Raw genomic sequence first — 21,016 nt, forward strand, 5'->3', positions numbered from 1 at the left:
GTGTCAACGGACGGTCGGGGAGCCCTGGTCCGGGATCGTGACGCCGGCGATCTCCGCGGAGCGCGACGGGCCGTCGAGGCCGACCTGGGCGATCCGCACGCCGAGTTGGGTACGGCTGGCCGCGCCGAGGGTCTCCGACAGACGGGCGATGTGCGCGCGGCAGGTGCGCACGCTGATGCCGAGGCGCTCGGCGATGACCGCGTCCTGGTGGCCCTCCGCCAGCAGCGCGGCGATGGACTGCTCCCGGTGCGAGATGCCCTCGATGCCGGTGTCCGGCAGCGGGGCGGTCAACGGGATGGCCAGGCGCCACAGCCGCTCGAAGACCGTCGCGAGAAAGCCGACCAGCGCCGGGTGGCGCAGCTCCAGGGCGAGGGTGCGGTCCGCGCTGGCCGGGATGAAGGCGACCGTCCGGTCGAAGAGGATCAGCCGGTCGATGACCTCGTCGAGGGTCCTGGCCTCCACCGCCTCCCCCATCAGCTCCAGATAGTTCAGCAGCCCCTGGCCGTGCCGTGCCACATGCGTGTACAGGTCCCGCATCCGCACCCCGCGGCCGCGCAGCGCCAGCGCCCGGTGCAGGCCCTCCGTCAGCTCGTGCTCGGGCCGGATGCCGCCCGGCTGGACGGTCAGGACCTCCGTCGTGCACGCCTCGGTCGCCGCGTCCATCGCGGCCTGGATCCGGGAGAGGCCGTCGAGCACCCGGATCGAGGAGCCCTCGGCGGTCGAGGACCGCTCCGGCGCGAGTCCCGCGTACCACTCGAAGGCGGCCACCGCCGAGCCCATCCGCCGTTGACTGGCGCTCACTTCCTCGTGGACCCCGCGCAGCAGCCGTGTCATCACCTCCTGCGGGGAGGTCGGCACGAGCCAGTCCATGTCGTCGGGGTCCGGGTGCAGCAGCGCCAGCTCCAGCAGGCAGGGCACCGGTTCGGCGTCCTCGCGGGGCACGCGACCTCGCCGTACGGCCCGGGAATACACGCGATCCCCGGCCTCGCACAGTCGGTCAGCACCGTGTGGGTGCTCGTCCGTCTGGTGCCCGGCCATCGCCCAGCCCACCCCCGGTTCCAGCCTCTTGCGCCCGGTGTGCGCGCTTGTGGCACGGACACACCCCTACGGCTCCGCAACTATGCGCGGACCGGACCTGCTCCGCAACACGGCTCTGCCCACCGTGACCGAGGGAAACCGCCGGTATGCCCTCTATTCTCCGCGCCTCCGCCCGTCGAGTTGCAACAAGCTGATGCCGGGCGGGGCCGTACCCACAACAGGCCTCCGCAAAAGGAATCCCGCTCTCCGCCCGCACCGGCGGACAACCGTCCCCGCCGACCCGCACAGGGACGGCGGAGTCCGCGCGGGCGATCCGAACGGGAACGGGGGCCGTACGCGGGCGCGCGAAGGCGGCGGGCCGAAGACGTTCACTTCTGCCCACCCGGGGCGCACAATCGCCCCTATGCCCACCGCGCGCCCCCCGCTAAGCCTGCTCCTGGCCCTGCTCGCCCTGCCGCTCACGGCGGGCTGCGGCGACGGCGGGGAGGGCACGCAGCCGCCCCGCTCCCGCAAGGACGGCCATCTCACCTTCACCGTCCTGGCGCTGGACTGCGGCATCACGGGGGTGACCGGGTCGCACGCCGACGCGCCGCCCCAGGGGCAGTTCTGCGCCGCCCGGCTGCGGGTGGAGAACCGGGACCCGAACTACCACACCTACGAGTCGGCGCGGCAGCGCCTCGCGGGCGTCAGCGGCAGCCGCGCCCGGCCCGACTCCTTCGCCATGGCGGTGCGCCGCCAGTCGGACACGGTGAAGCTCGGCGGCCACACCCTGATGGAGGTCGAGCTCTGGTACGACGTCCCGAAGGACGCCGACATCACCGGGCTGCGCGTCTCGGGCGACAACGACCCGTCCGGCTTCATGAGCACCAAGCCCGTCGGACGGGCGCCCGGCGGGGTGCTGATCCCCGTGACGCCCGGGACGCGCGGGCCGGGGGCTACTTCAACTTGACGGCCGCGCAGGCCGCCGCGTACTTCGCGGTGCAGATCTGGTCCACGGTGTAGATGCCGTCGCGGACGACCGTGCTCTTGATGTTGTTCTTCGTCAGCGCGGCCACCGACACCAGCTGCGCCGGGATCTGCTTGTCGGTGGGGCTGTCGACCCGGTCCTGGGTGAGGGAGTCGAACAGGATGTCCTTGCCCTGGACCTTGGCCACGGCCATCTCCGCGGCGGCCTCGGCCTCCAGCGGGTAGGACTTGTACACGCTCATGTACTGCTCACCGGCGACGATCCGCTGCACGGCGGACAGTTCCGCGTCCTGGCCGGTGATCGGCGGCAGGTCGGTGAGGCCCGCGGCCTCCATCGCCTTGATGGCGGCACCGGCCATCGCGTCGTTGGCGGAGTACACGGCGGCGATGTTGTCCTTGCCGATCGCCTCGATCGCCTCGGTCATGTCCTCCTGCGCGATCTCCGGCTTCCAGCCGTCGACGTCGTACGTCTTGGCGATCGTCACCTTGCCGGTGAGCTCGGACAGGGCGCCCGCCTTGAACTGCCCGGCGTTCGGGTCGGAGGGCGAGCCGTTGAGCATCACGATCTTGTCGGAGGTGTCGATCCCCGAGCCGAGCGACTCCAGCAGGGTGCGGCCCTGCACCTCACCGACGAGCTCGTTGTCGAAGGAGACGTACGCGTCGATCGGGCCCTCGGCGAGACGGTCGTAGGCGATGACGGGGATGCCCGCGTCCTTGGCCTTCTGCACCGTGGGGGCGATGGCCTTCGAGTCCACGGCGTCCAGCAGGATGACGTCGACCCGGTCGTCGATCATCTGCTGCATCTGCGTCGCCTGCTTGCCCGCGTCGGCCTCGCCGTTGGCGTAGACCGTCTTGCCCTTCTTGGCGGTGAGCTCCGCCACTTTCTTCTGGATGATCGGGTAGTCGAAGTCCTCGTAGCGGGTGTTCGTCTTCTCCGGCATCAGCACGCCCACCGTGACGTCGTCGCCCTTGCTCGGGCTCGCGTCGGCGGCGTCCCCCGAGACTCCCAGTGCCCCACAGGCGGTCAGCGAGAGGGCCATCGAGGACACGGCCACACATATGGCGGTACGACGCATTGGGGAGCTCACTTCTGGTGCCATTTTCGGACGCGGGCGCAGCATTGCGACCCAGATGACTCAAAAGCCAACGCGGCCCCCGCCCCAGGCGTCAAGCGGAATCACTTAACGAGTGCGCAACACCACGCTCCGCTCGATGTGTGAAGACATCACGGAAACACCCCCGAACACCCCTTACGGGCCCTCCATTCAACGGCAGGCCCCGCGGAGGCGGAGATCCGCACAACCGGGGCCAATGCTCACGAGTCGTCACCATCGCGGGTTTCCCGCGCCGTTCCCGCTCGATCACAGGACCGAACGAAGTCGGCCAGAAACCGGGAGCCGTGCGGCCGGCGACCGAGCACGCGTCCCGCCTCCCCCGAGGCCCGGCCGAGGCCGCCGTACAACCAATCGCCGGTCCGGGCGGTCCTGGTCGACGACGGTGTCCCCTGCCGTCGTCGACCAGGACCGAAGGAACCGATGAACCCTGCCAGACGAGGCATGACCGCGACCGCCGCGATCGCCGTCGTGCTCACCACCGCGGGCACCCTGCTCACGCTCACGCCGTCCGCGTCCGCCGCGACCACCTGCGCCTCGCCGGTGTTCACACGGCAGCTCTTCGCGAACACGAGCTTCTCCGGCACCCCGAAGAAGACCGACTGCGACAGCGCGATCGACCAGAGCTGGTCCGGCGCTCCCGCCTCCGGCCTGCCGTCGGACAATTTCGGCGTCCGCTGGTCCATGACCCGCGACTTCGGCTCCGGCGGCCCCTTCGCCCTCACCGCCTCCGGACTCGACGGCATCAGGGTCTACGTCGACGGCGTCCGCAAGATCGACCTCTGGAAGAACGTCACGTCGACCGTCTCCAAGACCGTCAACGTGACGATTCCCCAGGGCAAGCACACCCTCCGCGTCGACCACGTCAACTGGACCGGCCCCGCCAAAATCAAGTTCGCCTACACACCCCGCACCTCCGCCACCGTCGACACGACCAAGCCCCTCGCTCCGACCGGCATCGCCGCCTCGTACGACACCACCTCCGGCAAGGCCAAGCTCACCTGGGCGAGGAACAAGGAGATGGACCTCGCCGGGTACAAGGTCTACCGGCGGCTCCAGGGCGACGACAGCTGGAAGAGGCTGACCACGACCACGGCGGGCTCGTACACGGACGCTCCGCCCACGACCGGCGCGACCTACCTCTACGAGGTCCGCGCCTACGACAAGGCCGGCAACGCGTCCGCGGGCAGCGCCGACAAGTCCGTCACCACGGCCGACAGGACCCCGCCCGTGAAGCCCACCGGCGTCGGGGCCGCCGACGGCCAGCCGGGCGTCACGGTGTCCTGGAAGGCGGTCGCGGGGGCGGCGGAGTACCTCGTGCACCGGCGCTGGGACACCGACGGCCAGGACGAACCGGTGGTGCAGGTGGCCAGGGTGAGCGGCACCTCATGGCTCGACACCAAGGTCCAGGACCGCCTCATGTACAGCTACTGGGTCACCGCGGTCGACACCGCCGGGAACAGGTCCGCCAAGTCCGCGCCCGCCGCCGTCGAGCGGGGCGACTGGGCGCCGTCCGCGCCCACCGGACTCACCGCCACCACACAGGCGGGCACGGGCGTCACGCTGTCCTGGAAGGCACCCACCAGCCCCGTCACCCGCGACCTCGGCCTCTTCCGGATCTACCGCGACGGCGAGCTTTTCGACGAGGTCGTCGGCCCCACGAAGACCTCGTACACCGACACGGACGTCCGGCAGGGCACCTCCTACACGTACACGGTGACCGCCGTGGACACCCAGGACCAGGAATCCGCTCCCTCGGCCCCGGTCACCGGCACCGCGCCCGCCACCGGCCTCGCCCCGGCCGCCGTGGCCGGTCTGCGCGGCGCGATGAACGGCACCGACATCGAACTCGTCTGGAAGCGCAACACCGAGGAGGACGTCGACCACTACACCGTCCACCGGGGCGTTCTCGTCGACGGCGCCTGGCAGTACGAACCGTGGGGCGAGGTCCGGCAGTCCTGGGTGGACGAGCCGACCCTGTTCTACTCCCACGAGATCTACACCCCCCGGGGCGAGACCGTCCGCTGGGCCGTCGTCGCCGTCGACGAAGCCGGCAACTCACGTTTCACCAGCGGCGAGGCCTTCTCCTACGTCACGGTCACCGAACCGCTCGCGGACCCGGAGACCACCGGGTGAACCGTCGCGAGGTGGCGGCCGAGGGAACCGAACCCCCGCCGGGGGGCGACTGGACAGTCAGAGCACCGAACTCCTGACGACCTCACGAGGACCGTATGACCATCAGCGAAAGCTCTGTCACGGACACCCTCTTCGGCCCGCTCACCGTCCGCCTGGACTCCTGGCGGGGTGAAGTCGTCGTCGAGGGCGAGGCGATCCCGCGGGTCGTGCTGAGCCGGGCGACCGGCACCAAGGACGACGGGGAGACTCCCATCGGCACCCGGAACGCCGGTCTGCTCATCCTCAGCGTCGGCGGCGAGGCGGCCGCCCTGGCACCCGGCCGGGGACGGCTGCTCCGGCATTCGTACCGGGTCGACGCCCGGCACGCGGGCCGGCACTGGCGGCTGGTGCCCCACTCCATGCCGGACAGCCGGCTCCTGCGCGACGGGCGGCGGCTGGGCGACTTCCACTCGAAAGGCCGCGGCGAGGTGAAGGCCGCCGAGTGGCGGTCGGACGCCAAGCCGGACGCCATGGACGCGGCGGTCGGCTACGCGCTGGCCGCCGCGTTCGGCACGGGCGGGGAGTCGATGTGGGCGACGGCCGCCGAGATGGTCTTCGACGTGTTTCCCTGAGACCCGCCGTACAACCAATCGGTGCGCTTAACGGTCCTGTTGCGACGACGGTGATCTCTCCCGTCGCTACATCAGGACCGAAGGACCGCATGAACCCAGCCAGACGTACGACCGCGGCTGCCGCGACCGCCGTCGTACTCGCCACCGCGGGCACCCTGCTCACGCTCACGCCCGCCTCCGCCGCGACCACCTGCGCCTCGCCGGTGTTCACACGGCAATTCTTCGCGAACACGAGCTTCTCCGGCACCCCGAAGAAGACGGACTGCGACAGCGCGATCGACCAGAGCTGGTCCGGCGCTCCCGCCTCCGGTCTGCCGTCGGACAATTTCGGCGTCCGCTGGTCCATGACCCGCGACTTCGGCTCCGGCGGCCCCTTCGCCCTCACCGCCTCCGGACTCGACGGCATCAGGGTCTACGTCGACGGCGTCCGCAAGATCGACCTCTGGAAGAACGTCACGTCCACGGTGAGCAAGACCGTCAACGTGACAATTCCGCAGGGCAAGCACACCCTGCGCGTCGACCACGTCAACTGGACCGGCCCCGCCAAAATCAAGTTCGCCTACACACCCCGCACCTCCGCCACCGTCGACACGACCAAGCCCCTCACCCCGGCCGGGATCTCCGTCTCGTACGACAAGAGCGGCAACCGCGCCAAGCTCACCTGGGCGAGGAACAAGGAGATGGACCTCGCCGGGTACAAGGTCTACCGGCGGCTCCAGGGCACCTCCTTCGGCAGCAAGGCGCTCGCCACGACCACCTCCACCTCGTACACGGACACCCCTCCGCCCACCGGCGCGAGCTACTCCTACGAGGTCCGCGCCTACGACAAGGCGGGCAACGTCTCGGCCGGCACCGCCGACCAGACGGTCACCAGCGTGGACACCACCCCGCCCGCCGCGCCCTTCGTCGAGATGGACGCCTGCCCGGTGGACCAGCCCTACGCGGCCCCGGAGTTGGTCACGACCGCGCAGAACAAGGCCGACATCGCCCTGTACGAGATGCAGCGCCTCGACCCCGCCACCAGCACCTGGGCCACCGTGTACACCGGCACCAAGGCCGCGATCTGCGACACCGGTCGCGCCGCCGACGGCAGCAAGGTCACCTACCGGGGCCGGGCCAGGGACGCCGTGGGGAACTGGTCGGCGTACTCGCCCGCCGCCACCTTCACCACCTCGGACCGGACACCGCCCGCGACCGCGGCCGACGCGCGCGTCGCGTACCGGTCGGGCGTTCCGCACCTGCTGTGGTCGGCCGTCGACGGGGCCGCCTCCTACCAGGTCCTCCAGTACGACCCGGCGACCGGCGGCTGGCTCGACGCGCTGCCCGGTGCCAAGGGCGGCACCACCCCGACCACCACCACCGGGACCGAGGCCGTGCCGCGCCAACTGCTCGCGGTCGCCGACAGCTACCGGTACGCGGTGCGCTCGGTGGACGCGAAGGGCAACGCCGCCGCGCCCGTGGAGGTCACGCTGACGATGGCGGACCGGCCCGAAGCCATCGCACCGTTCCGCACCACCGCGGCCCGGTTCGGCGAGGGCGTGATGATCGAGTGGAGCAGCGCCGACCCGTGGACCTACGGCGAGGACGAGCCGCTGCTGACCTACCGGATCGTCCGCACCGACAGGGCGACCGGCGAGAGCAGCACGGTGACCGCCTGCAAGCCCAACGACTCGCGGGACCTGCCTCTGACGGACCCCAGGACGTACTGGACCTGGAACACCGGCGACGCCCCCGACTACGCCGGTCCCCGGCAGATCAACGGCGTCTGCTGGGACGTCTCCGGTGCCTCCGAGACGACGTACGACTACACCGTCGTGACGATCGACCCGTACGGCCATGAGTCGCGGCCCGGCCCCGCCGCCACCGCGACCACCCCGGACACCGAGCGCCCGGCCCCGGTGGAGAACCTGGACGCCGAGCAGATCCCGCTCGGGGTGCGCCTGACCTGGACGCCGCCGGCCGACGACGACGTCACCGGCTACAAGGTGTGGCAGGGCGTCACGGACCCGGGGACCGGCGAGACGGTATGGGAGCAGAACTGCTGGACGGGTGACTCCCTGGCCGAGACCGAGATCCTCTGCCCGACGGTCCCCGACGGCGCCGCGCACACCTACAAGGTGGCCGCCACGGACGGCTCCCCCCTGATCGACTGGTGGGCGGGGCCCGAGGCCTTCCACCCCGCCGAGCTCTCCGTCACCCTGCCCGACACCCGGCCGCCGGGCTGGACGGGGACCACGATCCGCGAGGACCAGTACCCGGAGCTGTACGTCGGCTGCTCCGAGAGCTCCGGCCTCGGTGACTGCGGCCGGTTCGCGAGCTACCGCGTGGAGCGCTGGGACCCGGCCTCGGCCGCCTATGCCACCCTCGCCGAGGGCACTGCGGGCGACGCCGTGTACTTCATGGACAAGACGGTCCACGAGGACACGCTGGGCCTGTACTACTACCGCGTGGTCCGCCTGGACGCCGCCGGCGCGGAGGCCGCGTCCACACCGACGGCGTACGGCATCTGGGACTCCTGGCTCTGAGCCGGCACACGTGAAGGGGCCCGGAGGTTCATCCCTCCGGGCCCCTTTCACCTGCCTGCGTGTCAGTCCTGGCGCCCCTTGGGACGCCACACCACCAGTGCGCTGGTCTGCTGCACCTCCTGGTACGGCACCAGGTCACGGCGGTACGAGGCGTGGACCGCCGCCTCGCGCTGCTGCATGGCCGCGGCGGCGCCCTCGACGGCGGCCTGGAGTTCGGCCACCCTCGACTGCAACGCGGCGACCTGGTTCTCCAGCTCGATGATGCGCTTGATACCGGCCAGGTTGATGCCCTCGTCCTGCGACAACTGCTGGACGGTGCGCAGCAGTTCGATGTCGCGGGCCGAGTAGCGCCGGCCCCGGCCCGCGGTGCGGTCCGGGGAGACCAGGCCGAGCCGGTCGTACTGGCGCAGTGTCTGCGGATGCAGACCGGACAGCTGGGCAGCCACCGAGATGACGTAGACCGGGGTTTCCTCGGTCAGTTCATACGGGTTGCGTCGACGGCCGTCCATCTCCATCAAGCTCCCTTCGCGGCCTGGAACAGCTCCGCCCGCGGGTCCTCGCCCGCGGTCGCCTCGCGATACGCCTCGAGTGCGTCACGAGCCTTCCCCGTCAGATCCGCCGGGACACTCACCTCGACGGTGACCAGCAGGTCGCCGCGGGTGCCGTCCTTGCGGACCGCGCCCTTGCCCCGGGCGCGCATGGTGCGGCCGTTGGGCGTGCCCGGCGGCAGCTTCAGCGTCACGGCGGGCCCGCCCAGGGTGGGGACCTTGACCTCGCCGCCGAGTGCCGCCTCGGTGAAGGTCACCGGGACGGTGACCGTGAGGTTGTCGCCCTTGCGGCCGAAGACCGGGTGCGCGTCGACGTGCACGGTGACGTACAGGTCACCGGACGGACCGCCGCGCTCGCCCGGTGCGCCCTTGCCGCGCAGCCGGATGCGCTGACCGTCCGTCACCCCGGCGGGGATACGGACCTGCATCGTCCGCGAGGACTTGGCGCGGCCGCTGCCCTTGCACTCCAGGCAGGGGTGCTCGGCCATCAGTCCGCGGCCCTTGCAGTCCGGGCAGGGGTCGGTCAGCGAGAAGCCGCCGCCCGAACCCCGGGCCACCTGGCCGGTGCCGACGCAGGTCGGGCACACCCGCGGTGTGCCGTTCTTGTCGCCGGTGCCGGAACAGGCCTTGCAGGGGGACTGCGAGGACATCCGCAGCGGGACGGTGGCACCCTCGATGGCCTCGGTGAAGCTCAGCGTGACCTCGGTGTCGATGTCCTGGCCGCGCCGGGGCTGGGTACGGGTGGTGCCCGTGCCGCCCCGGTTGAACAGGCCCCCGAAGACGTCGCCGATGCCGCCGCCGAAGCCGCCGGCTCCCTGACCGCCGCCCTGGGCGCCTCCGAAGAGGTCGCCCAGGTCGAAGTTGAAGGAGCCGCCGCTCGCGCCCGGCCCCGGGCGGAAACCGCCGTTGCCGAAGAGGGTGCGGGCCTCGTCGTACTCCTTGCGCTTCTTGGGGTCGCCGAGGACGTCGTTCGCCTCGGAGATCTCCTTGAAGCGCTCCTCCGCCTTGGTGTTGCCCTTGTTGGCGTCCGGGTGGAACTCGCGGGCGAGCTTCCGGTACGCCTTCTTGATCTCGGCCTCGGTGGCGTCCTTGGGGACGCCGAGGACCTTGTAGTAGTCCTTCTCGATGAAGTCCTTGGTGCTCATCCTCGACGCGCCCCCTTTCCGCGGTTCCGCTCGGTGTCTACGTCAGCCCTCCTCAGGGCCGTTGTCCTTGTCGTCACCGGCCTCGGAGGAACCCTCCTCGGCCTTGACCGTCTGCGCGCCCGGCTGCGGTTCGGCGACCGCCACCCGCGCGGGGCGGATGGTGCGCTCGCCGATGCGATACCCCGGCTGGAGGATCGCGACGCAGGTCGTCTCGGTGACGTCCGGCGCGTAGCTGTGCATCAGGGCCTCGTGGATCGTCGGGTCGAAGGGCTCGCCCTCCTTGCCGAACTGCTGCAGGCCCATCTTCGCCGCGACGGTCTCCAGCGACTCCCCGACGCCCTTGAAGCCGCCGACGAGTTCACCGTGTTCGCGTGCGCGGCCGATGTCGTCGAGCACGGGAAGGAGTTCGGTCAGGAGGTTCGCGACGGCGACCTCCTTGACCGTGACCCGGTCCCGCTCCACACGGCGGCGGTAGTTCTGGAACTCGGCCTGGAGCCGCTGGAGGTCCGCGGTGCGCTCCTCGAGCGCCTTGCGGGCCTGGTCCAGCTGGGCCGTCAGACCGGCGATCTGGGCTGTTGCGTCCCCGGCCGGGGCCGCCTCCGCCTCCGGGGAGGAGGGGTCGGCGGCCTTCGGCTCGGCGTCGTCGGGGGTCGCGCCGGAGGGGACGTCGGGCTTCTCCTCGAAGCCCGGGGTCTCCTCGGTCACGCGGCACCGTCCTTGCGCTCGTCGTCGACGATCTCGGCGTCCACGACGTCGTCGTCCGCCTTGTCCTGCGGGGCACCGGCGTCGGCGCCACCGGCGGCCTGCGCGGCCTGGGCGTCGGCGTACATGGCCTGGCCGACCTTCTGGGAGACCGCGGCGACCTTCTCGGTGGCGGTGCGGATCTCGGCGGTGTCCTCGCCCTTGAGCGCGGTCTTCAGCTCCTCGACGGCGGCCTCGACCTCGGTCTTGACCTCGCCGGGGACCTTGTCCTCGTTGTCCTTGAGGAACTTCTCCGTCTGGTAGACGAGCTGCTCGCCCTGGTTGCGGGACTCGGCGGCCTCGCGGCGGGCGTGGTCCTCCTCCGCGTACTTCTCGGCCTCTTCGCGCATCCGGTTGACCTCGTCCTTCGGCAGCGAGGAGCCACCGGTGACGGTCATCTTCTGCTCCTTGCCCGTGCCCAGGTCCTTCGCGGTCACGTGCATGATGCCGTTGGCGTCGATGTCGAAGGCGACCTCGATCTGCGGGACACCGCGCGGGGCCGGCGGCAGACCGGTGAGCTCGAACATCCCGAGCTTCTTGTTGTACGCCGCGATCTCGCGCTCGCCCTGGTAGACCTGGATCTGCACGGAGGGCTGGTTGTCCTCGGCGGTGGTGAAGATCTCGGACCGCTTGGTCGGGATCGTCGTGTTCCGCTCGATGAGCTTGGTCATGATGCCGCCCTTGGTCTCGATACCAAGCGACAGCGGCGTGACGTCGAGGAGCAGGACGTCCTTGACCTCACCCTTGAGGACACCGGCCTGGAGGGCGGCGCCGATGGCGACGACCTCGTCCGGGTTGACGCCCTTGTTGGCGTCCTTGCCACCGGTGAGCTCGCGCACGAGCTCGGCCACGGCGGGCATCCGGGTGGAGCCACCGACGAGGACGACGTGGTCGATCTCGTTGATGGAGACGCCGGCGTCCTTCATGACGTTGAAGAACGGGGTCTTGCAGCGCTCCAGCAGGTCCGCGGTCAGCTGCTGGAACTGAGCCCGGGTGAGCTTCTCGTCCAGGTGCAGCGGGCCCTCGGCGGAGGCGGTGATGTAGGGCAGGTTGATCGAGGTCTCCGTGGAGGAGGACAGCTCGATCTTGGCCTTCTCGGCGGCCTCGCGGAGGCGCTGGAGGGCCATCTTGTCCTTGGCGAGGTCCACGCCGTGACCGGACTTGAACTGCTGCACCAGGTAGTCGACGACACGCTGGTCCCAGTCGTCACCACCGAGGTGGTTGTCACCGTTGGTGGCCTTCACCTCGACGACGCCGTCGCCGATCTCCAGCAGGGACACGTCGAAGGTGCCGCCACCGAGGTCGAAGACGAGGATCGTCTGGTCGTCCTTGTCGAGGCCGTAGGCGAGCGCGGCCGCGGTGGGCTCGTTGACGATGCGAAGGACGTTGAGACCGGCGATCTCACCGGCTTCCTTCGTCGCCTGGCGCTCGGAGTCGTTGAAGTACGCCGGGACGGTGATGACCGCGTCGGTCACCTTCTCGCCCAGGTAGGCCTCGGCGTCCCGCTTCAGCTTCTGAAGGATGAACGCGGAGATCTGCTGCGGGTTGAAGGGCTTCCCGTCGAGCTCGATCTTCCAGTCCGTGCCCATGTGGCGCTTGACGGAGCGGATGGTCCGGTCCACGTTCGTGACTGCCTGGCGCTTGGCCACCTCGCCGACCAGCACCTCACCGTTCTTCGCGAAGGCGACGACGGACGGCGTGGTCCTGGCACCCTCGGCGTTGGTGATGACGGTGGGCTCGCCGCCCTCCAGAACGCTGACGACGGAGTTAGTCGTGCCCAGGTCGATGCCGACCGCACGTGCCATGGTGATTTCCTCCAGCTGACTTGAGTGGAACGGACTCAAGTGTGCCTGACGTATCCCATGCGGTCAACAGACCTGAGTCACCAAGACTCAACTCTTATCCGTTCCTTACACGCAACTGGCCTCTGACCTGCGCCGATACGGGTCGAGGCGAGCTGGAAGGCTTGATACGCAGCAGTCCCAGCACGGCGACCAGGGCGCCGGCGCCCACCCAGAGCGCCCCGGACGCGCCGATCCGGCCGAGGTGGACCAGGACGGCGACGAGTACCCCCGAGACGGCGGCCAGACCGAGCAGGACCGCGACACCCGGCGGGGTCAGTCCGAGCCGCCGCAGCCGGTGGGCGAGATGGTCGGGCCCGCAGCGGCCGGTCAGCCGCCGGGACAGCAGCACCAGCGCGACGTCGGCGCCGGCCACCACGGCGAGCGCCCCGAACACCGCCGCGGTGGACCCGAGTCCGTACCCGGCGCGGGTCACCACGGCCGCCGAGGCGAGCACGAACCCGGTGAACAGCGACCCGCAGGCGCCGAGCCCCACGCGCGCGGGGGGCCAGTTGTGCATGAGGAACCCGGTCAGCGCGGCGGCCAGCACGCTCAGCAGCACCGCGAGCCCGTCCATCACTTCGACGGCGGCACAGGCCCCGGCCCCGAAGGCGGTGACGACCCCGACGGTCCCGACCACCCCGTCCGCGTGGTCCAGGGCCCGGAAACCGAGGGCAACGAACACGATCCAGCCGACGGCGAGCACCCCTCCGGCGAACCCGGTCTCCTCGTACGGCACGACCCAGGCCGCCGCCACCGCCGTCCCCACGACGAGCACGCGCGGCTTAATCCGCCGGATGTCCGCGACCAGGCCCAGCGCGGCCACGGCGGCCCCGGCGGCGAGCAGGTCGCCGACCCCGCCGTCGAGGGGCGCCGCACCCAGGCGACCCGCGGCCACCGCCACCAGGCAGGTGGCGAGGACCACGGCCACCCCGCCGAACAGCGGCACCTTGCGCTGCGGCCGTCGCCGGTCGACGACGCCCAGCCGCAGCGCGGCCGTCCGGAGCAGGGCGGTGAGGACCGCGGCGAGAAGAAGGGCGGTCGTGGCGGCGGCGATCCCGTAGAGCACGGGTCTAAATTAGTGCTACATGTACCAATTTGGTACGAATAACACGGTCAGTTCTTAAGGCAACCCTCAGCGACACAGATCACCGCACGGCTGGCTACAGTGCGGAGGCTGATACGGGTACTCTCGTAGAACTGCATAAGTTACCGCTTAGTAATCTCGCTCTGAGAAACCATCGCAGGCCCGAGGAGCCCCGACATGCAACTCGCCGCGATCATCGTGTCGCTGGTCCTGACCGTGGTCGGCGTGGCACTGTTCGCACGCGTCATCGCCCAGTTCGTCCGGTTCTTCATGCTCGGCCAGCCACTGCCCGCCGGCGTCCGGGTCGACAACCCCTACCAGCGCAGTGTGACGCTGGTGAAGGAGTTCCTCGGCCACACGCGGATGAACCGCTGGGGCGTCGTGGGCGTCGCCCACTGGTTCGTGGCGATCGGCTTCCTGACCCTGATCCCGATCCTGGGCCAGGCGATGGGCCAGCTCTTCCAGGCGGACTTCGTCCTGCCGGTCATCGGCGGGTTCCTGCCCTGGGAGATGTACGTCGAGTTCATCACCGTGATGACCGGCCTCGGTATCGCGGTGCTCATCGCGATCCGCCTGCTGAACCTGCCCTCGCGCCCCGGTCGCAAGTCCCGCTTCGCCGGCTCCAAGGCCTGGCAGGCGTACTTCGTCGAGTACGTCATCCTCACCATCGGCATCGTGATCTACGTCCTGCGCGGCCTCGAGGGCGCGCTGCACCACGTGGACCACTACGAGGCCGCGTTCTTCGCCTCGTACCCGCTGGTCGCCGCCTTCCGCAAGCTCGACGTCTCCACGCTCCAGACGCTGGTCTACCTGTTCGCCGGGATCAAGGTCACCGTCTCCTTCATCTGGATGATCGTCGTCTCGGTCAACGCCAACATGAGCGTGGCCTGGCACCGGTTCCTGGCATTCCCGAACATCTGGTTCAAGCGGAACGCGGACGGCGCGAGCTCCCTCGGCGCGCTCCAGCCGATGACCTCCGGCGGCAAGCCGATCGACTTCACCGACCCGGGCGAGGACGACGTCTTCGGCGTCTCCCAGGTCGAGCAGTTCTCCTGGAAGGGCCTGCTGGACTTCTCGACCTGCACCGAGTGCGGTCGCTGCCAGTCGCAGTGCCCGGCCTGGAACACCGGCAAGCCGCTCTCCCCGAAGCTGCTCGTCATGTCGCTGCGGGACCACTCGCACGCCAAGGCGCCCTACCTGCTGGCGGGCGGCGGCAAGACGATGGAGGGCGAGGAGAAGGCCTCCGAGGAGCAGCTGGCCGGCGTGCCCGCCGCGGCCCTCGCGGAGGCCGAGCGCCCGCTGATCGGCACCGCCGAGGAGAACGGCGTCATCGACCCGGACGTCCTGTGGTCCTGCACCACCTGCGGCGCCTGTGTCGAGCAGTGCCCGGTCGACATCGAGCACATCGACCACATCGTCGACATGCGCCGCTACCAGGTGATGATCGAGAGCGCGTTCCCGTCCGAGGCGGGCACGATGCTCAAGAACCTGGAGAAGAAGGGCAACCCCTGGGGGCTGGCCAAGAAGCAGCGCCTGGAGTGGACGAAGGAGGTCGACTTCGAGATCCCGGTCGTCGGCCGCGACATCGAGGACCTCACCGAGGTCGAGTACCTCTACTGGGTCGGCTGCGCCGGCGCCCTGGAGGACCGCGCGAAGAAAACCACCAAGGCGTTCGCCGAGCTGCTGCACATCGCGGGCGTGAAGTTCGCGATCATGGGCGGCGACGAGAAGTGCACCGGTGACTCCGCCCGCCGCCTCGGCAACGAGCCCCTCTTCCAGGAGCTCGGCATGGAGAACGTCATGGCGCTGAACATGGCGTTCGGCGAGGAGACGGACGACGAGGGCAAGGTCCTGCCCGAGTCCGCGAAGCCGAGGTCCGCGAAGAAGATCGTCGCGACCTGCCCGCACTGCCTCAACACCCTCGGCAACGAGTACCCGCAGCTCGGCGGCGACTACGAGGTCATCCACCACACCCAGCTGCTCCAGCACCTCATCGACGAGGGCAAGCTGCTGCCGGTCACCCCGGTGGACGGGCTGATCACCTACCACGACCCGTGCTACCTGGGCCGCCACAACAAGATCTACACGCCGCCGCGCGAGATCATGACGGCCGTCCCGGGCCTGCGCCAGCAGGAGATGCACCGCCACAAGGAGCGCGGCTTCTGCTGTGGCGCCGGTGGCGCGCGGATGTGGATGGAGGAGCGGATCGGCAAGCGCATCAACAACGAGCGCGTCGACGAGGCCCTGTCCCTGAACCCCGACATCGTCTCGACGGCCTGCCCGTTCTGCCTGGTCATGCTGACCGACTCGGTGAACGGCAAGAAGAACGAGGGCAAGGCCAAGGAGTCCGTCACGGTCGTCGACGTCGCCCAGCTCCTGCTGGAGTCCGTCAAGACCCCGGTCGACCCCGAGGACGCGGCGGAGACCGAGAGCGAGCCGGAGCCGGAGTCGGAGCCGGTGAAGTAGGCCCTCCGGCACGACAGGCCCAGGACGCCCCCCACGCCCTTCCGGGTGCGGGGGGCGTCGTCGTGCACCCCGACCGGCATCTCCCGCCCCGGGAACCCGGCCTGACTCCCCCTTATCCCCGGGCTCGAACGCGTGCATGATTACGGGGTTCGTTGTCGATGATGCTGACGAGGTGTGCGGTGCGCGTGCGAAGAGCCGGGGCGATCACGGCGGTGGTGTGCGGTGCGCTCCTCCTGACGTCCTGCGGACCCACCCAGCCCGCCGGGAGCGCCGACCGCACCCCGGCCGTACGCTCCGCGAAGGCCCCCGCGAAGCTGCCCGTGCCGCGCGGCGAGGGCAGCCGGACCGCCGACGACTTCAACGGCGACGGCCACCGCGACCTCGTCCTCGACGACCTGGTCAAGGCGCAGGCCCACGCGGACGACGCCGGCATCGGGATCGTCTACGGCGGCGCGCGCGGACTGACGCCGGGGGCGCGGCAGTTGCTCAGCCCGGCGAGGCAGGCCGCCGCGACCAAGGGGCAGGTGCCGGCCGTCTTCGAGGCGGAGGCCACCTGCGACCTCGACGGCGACGGCTTCACCGACCTCGTCGTCTCCACCGACCCGCCCTACGACGGCCAGGGCCGCCCCCCGGTCCCGCTCCAGGTCCTCTTCGGCTCCCCGTCCGGCCTGACCGGCAAGGCGGTCAAGCTCACCGTCCCGGACCGCGCCCGGGCCGGCAACGACTGGCCGGACCAGCCGGTGTGCGGCGACTTCGACGGCGACGACGCGACGGACCTGGTGCTGCACGCCTCCGGCTCCCGGCTCACCTACCTGCGCGGTCCGTTCACCCGCGAGGGCGCCCCGCAGGCGGCCGCCGCCCCCGTCCAGGCACCCGGCGAGATCCCCACGGGCCCGGCGACCGACGTGAACGGGGACGGCTACGACGACCTGGTGGTCCGCACCGCGGAAGGCACCGCCGGCTCCGCCCTCGTCCTCGGCGGCCCCACCGGCCCGACCCGCACCGGCACGGTCCTGCCGGACGGCATCGACGTCGCCCTTGGCCGCTTCGGCAGGGGCAAGGCCCTGGACGCGGCGATCGGCGCGATGGGCGGCACCGCCCTGCGCTACGACCTGCCGACCGCCACCCGCGCCGCCCTCCCCTCCCCCGGCTCCATGCTCGACGCCGCCGACCTCGACGGCGACGGCCTGGCCGAACTCGTCTCCAGCGGCTCGCGGATCAAGGTCTTCCCGGGCCGCGAGAGCGGGCTGACGGCCTCGGGCCTGGTCACCGTCGACCCGGGCGCGGTGGGCACCACCCGGGTCCTGGCCCTCGGCGACTTCGACGGGGACGGTCGGGCGGACCTCGTGGCCCGGACGTACCAGGGCGAGACGAAGGACAGCGTCGCCGTCTTCCCCGGGACGAAGAAGGGGCTGGTGGCCACCGAGCCGACGGTCACCTTCTCGACGTCCGCGTTCCTGACGGGGTGAGCCGCGGGGCCACCGCGCCTCGGCACGCTCCCCCGCCTCAGGGGGAACAGAAATTTACCGAACTCACGCACAACCCTTGAGTATCGGCAAAGGTCTCCTGATCGCCGACCGACCCGTGTACCCGAGGACAACTCCCGGTGAACACGGTCGATCCGCCCCCATCGACTGCGGGACGCCCCACGCGGCGTCCCCGCATGCAGCAGGAGACCCCGCATGCACAAGCACGCTCTGCGACTCGCCCTCGCGACGGCCACCGCGGCCGCGCTGACGGGCGGTCTGCTCACGTTCTCGGCCGCCACCGCGACGGCCGCGGACTCCACCACCGTCCCGCAGGCCGACTTCAACGGCGACGGCATCGGCGACGTGGCCTTCTCCGCCTCGGGCGGCTACGTGAACGGCAAGAAGGGCGCCGGCCAGCTGGTCGTCCTGTACGGCACGGCCACCGGCGTGTCCTCCGCGAAGCGTTCCGTGATCAGCCAGGACACCGCCGGCGTGCCCGGCACGGCCGAGACGAACGACTACTTCGGCTCCGAGACCGCGTACGGCGACTTCAACGGCGACAGCTACGACGACATCGCCGTCTCCGCGTCCTACGAGGACGTCGGCAGCGACGTCGACGGCGGCACCCTCGTCGTGCTGTGGGGCTCGGCGAACGGCATCACCGGCAAGGGCGTCACCGTCTCCGACCCGGCCCCGTCCTCGCACGACCTGTGGGCCAAGAACCTCGCCGCCGGCGACTACGACGGCGACAACAGGGACGACCTGGCGGTGGGCAACACCTCCAGCACGATCTACGTCTTCAAGGGCGGCATCAGCACGAGCGGCACCGCCGTCGCCGGGCGGTCCACCATCAAGCCGCCGATCCAGTCCGGCGGCACCGCCCGCGGCCCGCTCAACCTCACCGCCGGTGACGTCAACGGCGACGGCCGCACCGACCTCGTCGTCGACGGGTACGAGACCGAGACCGACTACGGCTGGAACACCAACTACCTGATCCCCGGCACCGCGAACGGCCTGTCCGTGGCGTCCGCGCAGCAGCTGAAGCCCGGCGCGATCACCGCGATCGGCGACATCGACCACGACGGCTTCGGCGACATCGTCTCCGGCATGTACTGGAACCGCACCACCGACAACGGCCAGGTCACCTACCCCGGCGGCGCCGACGGCGGCAAGGTGTGGGTCACCTACGGCTCGGCGAGCGGCGCCGGCTCGGTCACCGGCATCACCCAGAACACCGGCAACGTCCCCGGCACCTCCGAGAAGAACGACTACTTCGGCTACGAGCTGGACCTCGGCGACATCAACGGCGACGGCTTCCAGGACCTCGTGGTCGGCGTGGCCGGCGAGAACATCGACGGGGTCACGGACGCCGGCGCGGTCACCGTCCTGTACGGCTCGGCCTCGGGCCTGAACACCTCCTCCGGCGCCCAGTTCTTCGCCCAGTCCACCGCGGGCGTCCCCGGCGAGGACGAGAAGAACGACGCGCTCGGCGCCGACGTCAAGCTCGACGACGTCACCGGCGACGGCAGGGCCGACCTGATCGCCGGCTCGTACGAGAACGACGCCGACGGCGCGATTCTCTACCTGCCCTCCAACGGCACGAAGATCACCACGACCGGCTCCCGCTCGGTCTCGCCGAGCGCCTCGGGCGTGTCGACCACGGGCAACCCGGTCTTCGGCGCCAACTTCGCCGACTGAGCGGCCGTACCGCCTCCTCGTACGACCTCGGGGTCGGGCCCGTCACGACGGGCCCGGCCCCACCACCCCGCACGGTCCCGGAGCCCGGCGAGCGCACGCGCCAGGACGTCGGCGCCGCTCCCCCGGGCACGACCAGTGGCTTCGGTACCGGCCTCACCGGCTGACCCCTCTCAGGAGCACTCATGCGCACCAGCACCGCGGCAGCCCTGACCGCCACCCTCGTGGCGACCGGGCTGACCCCGCTGTTCCTCGCGGCCCCGGCGTCCGCGGCGGTCGCCAAGCACTACGACGACTTCAACGGCGACGGCTACCGGGACCTGGCGTACCGCCACCAGTACAGCGGGGTCTCCGGCCCCGGCGGCTGGACGGGCGGCGCCGTCACCGTCGTCTACGGCACCGCGAGCGGCCTGGACACCGCACACCCCCAGGTCGTCCACCAGGACAGTGCGGGCGTCCCCGGCACCGGCGAGGACGACGACACCTTCGGCGAGTCGATCGCGAGCGCCGACCTCGACAAGGACGGGTACGCCGACCTGGTCGTCGGCAACCCCATGGAGAAGGTCGGCAGCGTCGCGTACCGCGGCACCGTCACCATCGTCTGGGGCTCCCGGTCCGGCCTGTCCGGCGGCACCACCCTCGCGCCGAGGTCCGGCGCCGGCAGCCACTTCGGCAGCGACCTCGCCACCGGCGACTTCAACGGCGACGGCTCGCCCGACCTCGCGGCCATCGGCGGCCAGGAGACCTGGCTGTACCGCGGCGGCTTCACCAGGTCCGGCACGACCGGCAGCGTCAGCAAGATCGACAAGGCGGGCCAGGGCTGGTACTCCTCCGGCCTCGCCGCCGGCGAGGTCAACGGGGACGGCAGGACGGACCTGGTGATCCTCGGCGAGCAGTTCGTCGACGACCGGCCCGTCCCCCGCGTCTGGTTCCTCAAGGGCGCCTCGGGCGGCCTGACGTCGGGCGCGTCCAAGACGTACATCAGCGCCCCCTGGACCGCGGCGATCGGCGACTTCGACAAGGACGGCTACGGCGACATCGCCGTGGGCCTGCCCGACAACAACGACGGCAAGGGCATCGTCAGCGTCTGGCGCGGCGGCTCCGCGGGCCCGAGCGGCTCGATGACGTACAACCAGGCCTCCTCCGGCGTCTCCGGCAGCCCCGAGGCGGACGACAACTTCGGCTACTCCGTCTCCGCCGCCGACACCGACGGCGACGGCTACGCGGACCTCGCGGTCGGCGTCCCGCACGAGGACGTCGACGGCCGGACGGACCAGGGCGGCGTCCACGTCTTCCGCGGCGGCTCCGGCGGCCTCGTCGGCAGCCGCTCCACCTGGATCCCGCAGACGGTGCTCGGCCCGGCCGACGCGTACACCTCCTTCGGCTCCGCCGTCCGCCTGCGCGACCTGACCCGGGACGGCAGGGCCGACCTGGCGGTGGGCGCGTCCGAGGACGCCCTGCTGCTGCGCGGCACGACCACCACACCGACCGCGACCGGCTCCGTCCACCTGCCCGAGTACGGCGGCGGCTTCCTCGACTGAGCCGGGCCCGAGGGGTGACGCGTGCTTCGGCGACGTACGGACCGGCGCTGATCGCCGTACTCCCGTAGGGGATGTGGCTGATCTCCGTACTCCCG

Annotated in this window: 15 protein-coding genes; 8 read left to right on the forward strand and 7 right to left on the reverse strand. The window is 70.8% G+C overall.

What is annotated here, in order from left to right; genetic code table 11:
- Window positions 1-3 precede the first annotated feature (3 nt).
- The gene (locus tag ACH41F_RS20085) at window positions 4-1,038 is read right to left on the reverse strand and encodes a LuxR C-terminal-related transcriptional regulator (protein ID WP_391233143.1); all 1,035 of its coding nucleotides are present in this window, start codon (window positions 1,036-1,038) and stop codon (window positions 4-6) included.
- Window positions 1,039-1,441: 403 nt separating this feature from the next.
- Here ACH41F_RS20085 and ACH41F_RS20090 point away from each other — a divergent pair, with 403 nt between their 5' ends.
- Window positions 1,442-1,987: a DUF4352 domain-containing protein gene (locus ACH41F_RS20090; RefSeq protein WP_398836804.1), complete on the forward strand. Its 546-nt coding sequence runs from the start codon at window positions 1,442-1,444 to the stop codon at window positions 1,985-1,987.
- Here ACH41F_RS20090 and ACH41F_RS20095 read toward each other — a convergent pair.
- The gene (locus ACH41F_RS20095; protein ID WP_391233146.1) at window positions 1,974-3,080 is read right to left on the reverse strand and encodes a substrate-binding domain-containing protein; all 1,107 of its coding nucleotides are present in this window, start codon (window positions 3,078-3,080) and stop codon (window positions 1,974-1,976) included. The genes ACH41F_RS20090 and ACH41F_RS20095 overlap by 14 nt on opposite strands.
- A 459-nt stretch (window positions 3,081-3,539) precedes the next feature.
- Between ACH41F_RS20095 and ACH41F_RS20100 the strand changes: the two genes are divergently transcribed.
- From ACH41F_RS20100 to ACH41F_RS20110, 3 genes are all read left to right on the forward strand, one after another.
- Complete coding sequence (locus ACH41F_RS20100; RefSeq protein WP_391233147.1) at window positions 3,540-5,252, forward strand: fibronectin type III domain-containing protein; 1,713 nt, start codon at window positions 3,540-3,542, stop codon at window positions 5,250-5,252.
- 95 nt (window positions 5,253-5,347) lie between these two features.
- Window positions 5,348-5,863, forward strand: coding sequence for a hypothetical protein (locus ACH41F_RS20105; protein ID WP_391233149.1), 516 nt, complete (start codon window positions 5,348-5,350; stop codon window positions 5,861-5,863).
- A gap of 89 nt (window positions 5,864-5,952) precedes the next feature.
- Window positions 5,953-8,388, forward strand: a complete 2,436-nt coding sequence (locus ACH41F_RS20110) for a PA14 domain-containing protein (protein ID WP_398836805.1) — start codon at window positions 5,953-5,955, stop codon at window positions 8,386-8,388.
- 62 nt (window positions 8,389-8,450) lie between these two features.
- Here ACH41F_RS20110 and ACH41F_RS20115 read toward each other — a convergent pair whose 3' ends face one another.
- From ACH41F_RS20115 to ACH41F_RS20135, 5 genes are all read right to left on the reverse strand, one after another.
- The gene (locus tag ACH41F_RS20115) at window positions 8,451-8,897 is read right to left on the reverse strand and encodes a heat shock protein transcriptional repressor HspR (protein WP_391233152.1); all 447 of its coding nucleotides are present in this window, start codon (window positions 8,895-8,897) and stop codon (window positions 8,451-8,453) included.
- A 5-nt stretch (window positions 8,898-8,902) separates the two neighbouring features.
- Window positions 8,903-10,081 (reverse strand): molecular chaperone DnaJ, encoded by a 1,179-nt coding sequence (dnaJ, locus tag ACH41F_RS20120; RefSeq protein ID WP_391233154.1) that lies wholly within the window; start codon window positions 10,079-10,081, stop codon window positions 8,903-8,905.
- A gap of 42 nt (window positions 10,082-10,123) precedes the next feature.
- Window positions 10,124-10,786 (reverse strand): nucleotide exchange factor GrpE, encoded by a 663-nt coding sequence (grpE, locus tag ACH41F_RS20125; protein ID WP_391233155.1) that lies wholly within the window; start codon window positions 10,784-10,786, stop codon window positions 10,124-10,126.
- A complete protein-coding gene (dnaK, locus tag ACH41F_RS20130; RefSeq protein WP_391233157.1) occupies window positions 10,783-12,627 on the reverse strand; it encodes a molecular chaperone DnaK in 1,845 nt (614 codons plus the stop codon). The genes grpE and dnaK overlap by 4 nt, the downstream gene beginning before the upstream one ends.
- A 94-nt stretch (window positions 12,628-12,721) precedes the next feature.
- Entirely contained in the window at window positions 12,722-13,732 is a 1,011-nt protein-coding gene (locus ACH41F_RS20135) for an MraY family glycosyltransferase (protein WP_398836808.1), read from the reverse strand.
- Between the two features lie 195 nt (window positions 13,733-13,927).
- Between ACH41F_RS20135 and ACH41F_RS20140 the strand changes: the two genes are divergently transcribed.
- The 4 genes from ACH41F_RS20140 (at window position 13,928) to ACH41F_RS20155 (ending at window position 20,921) form a co-directional block, all read left to right on the forward strand.
- A complete protein-coding gene (locus tag ACH41F_RS20140) occupies window positions 13,928-16,216 on the forward strand; it encodes a (Fe-S)-binding protein (RefSeq protein ID WP_398836809.1) in 2,289 nt (762 codons plus the stop codon).
- Window positions 16,217-16,395: 179 nt separating this feature from the next.
- Entirely contained in the window at window positions 16,396-17,685 is a 1,290-nt protein-coding gene (locus ACH41F_RS20145) for an FG-GAP-like repeat-containing protein (RefSeq protein ID WP_391233163.1), read from the forward strand.
- 213 nt (window positions 17,686-17,898) lie between these two features.
- Window positions 17,899-19,383, forward strand: coding sequence for an FG-GAP-like repeat-containing protein (locus tag ACH41F_RS20150; RefSeq protein ID WP_391233165.1), 1,485 nt, complete (start codon window positions 17,899-17,901; stop codon window positions 19,381-19,383).
- A 182-nt stretch (window positions 19,384-19,565) separates the two neighbouring features.
- Window positions 19,566-20,921: an FG-GAP and VCBS repeat-containing protein gene (locus ACH41F_RS20155; RefSeq protein WP_398836811.1), complete on the forward strand. Its 1,356-nt coding sequence runs from the start codon at window positions 19,566-19,568 to the stop codon at window positions 20,919-20,921.
- Window positions 20,922-21,016: the final 95 nt, after the last annotated feature.

Source organism: Streptomyces sp. NPDC020489, from assembly GCF_044386545.1.
Classification (GTDB): Bacteria; Actinomycetota; Actinomycetes; order Streptomycetales; family Streptomycetaceae; genus Streptomyces.

Excerpts from the sequence above, each read along its gene's own strand:
- ACH41F_RS20085 (WP_391233143.1), bottom strand. The coding sequence starts at position 1,038 with ATGGCCGGGCACCAGACGGACGAGCACCCACACGGTGCTGACCGACTG.
- ACH41F_RS20090 (WP_398836804.1), top strand. The coding sequence starts at position 1,442 with ATGCCCACCGCGCGCCCCCCGCTAAGCCTGCTCCTGGCCCTGCTCGCC.
- ACH41F_RS20095 (WP_391233146.1), bottom strand. The coding sequence starts at position 3,080 with ATGCGTCGTACCGCCATATGTGTGGCCGTGTCCTCGATGGCCCTCTCG.
- ACH41F_RS20100 (WP_391233147.1), top strand. The coding sequence starts at position 3,540 with ATGAACCCTGCCAGACGAGGCATGACCGCGACCGCCGCGATCGCCGTC.
- ACH41F_RS20105 (WP_391233149.1), top strand. The coding sequence starts at position 5,348 with ATGACCATCAGCGAAAGCTCTGTCACGGACACCCTCTTCGGCCCGCTC.
- ACH41F_RS20110 (WP_398836805.1), top strand. The coding sequence starts at position 5,953 with ATGAACCCAGCCAGACGTACGACCGCGGCTGCCGCGACCGCCGTCGTA.
- ACH41F_RS20115 (WP_391233152.1), bottom strand. The coding sequence starts at position 8,897 with ATGGACGGCCGTCGACGCAACCCGTATGAACTGACCGAGGAAACCCCG.
- dnaJ (WP_391233154.1), bottom strand. The coding sequence starts at position 10,081 with ATGAGCACCAAGGACTTCATCGAGAAGGACTACTACAAGGTCCTCGGC.
- dnaK (WP_391233157.1), bottom strand. The coding sequence starts at position 12,627 with ATGGCACGTGCGGTCGGCATCGACCTGGGCACGACTAACTCCGTCGTC.
- ACH41F_RS20140 (WP_398836809.1), top strand. The coding sequence starts at position 13,928 with ATGCAACTCGCCGCGATCATCGTGTCGCTGGTCCTGACCGTGGTCGGC.
- ACH41F_RS20150 (WP_391233165.1), top strand. The coding sequence starts at position 17,899 with ATGCACAAGCACGCTCTGCGACTCGCCCTCGCGACGGCCACCGCGGCC.
- ACH41F_RS20155 (WP_398836811.1), top strand. The coding sequence starts at position 19,566 with ATGCGCACCAGCACCGCGGCAGCCCTGACCGCCACCCTCGTGGCGACC.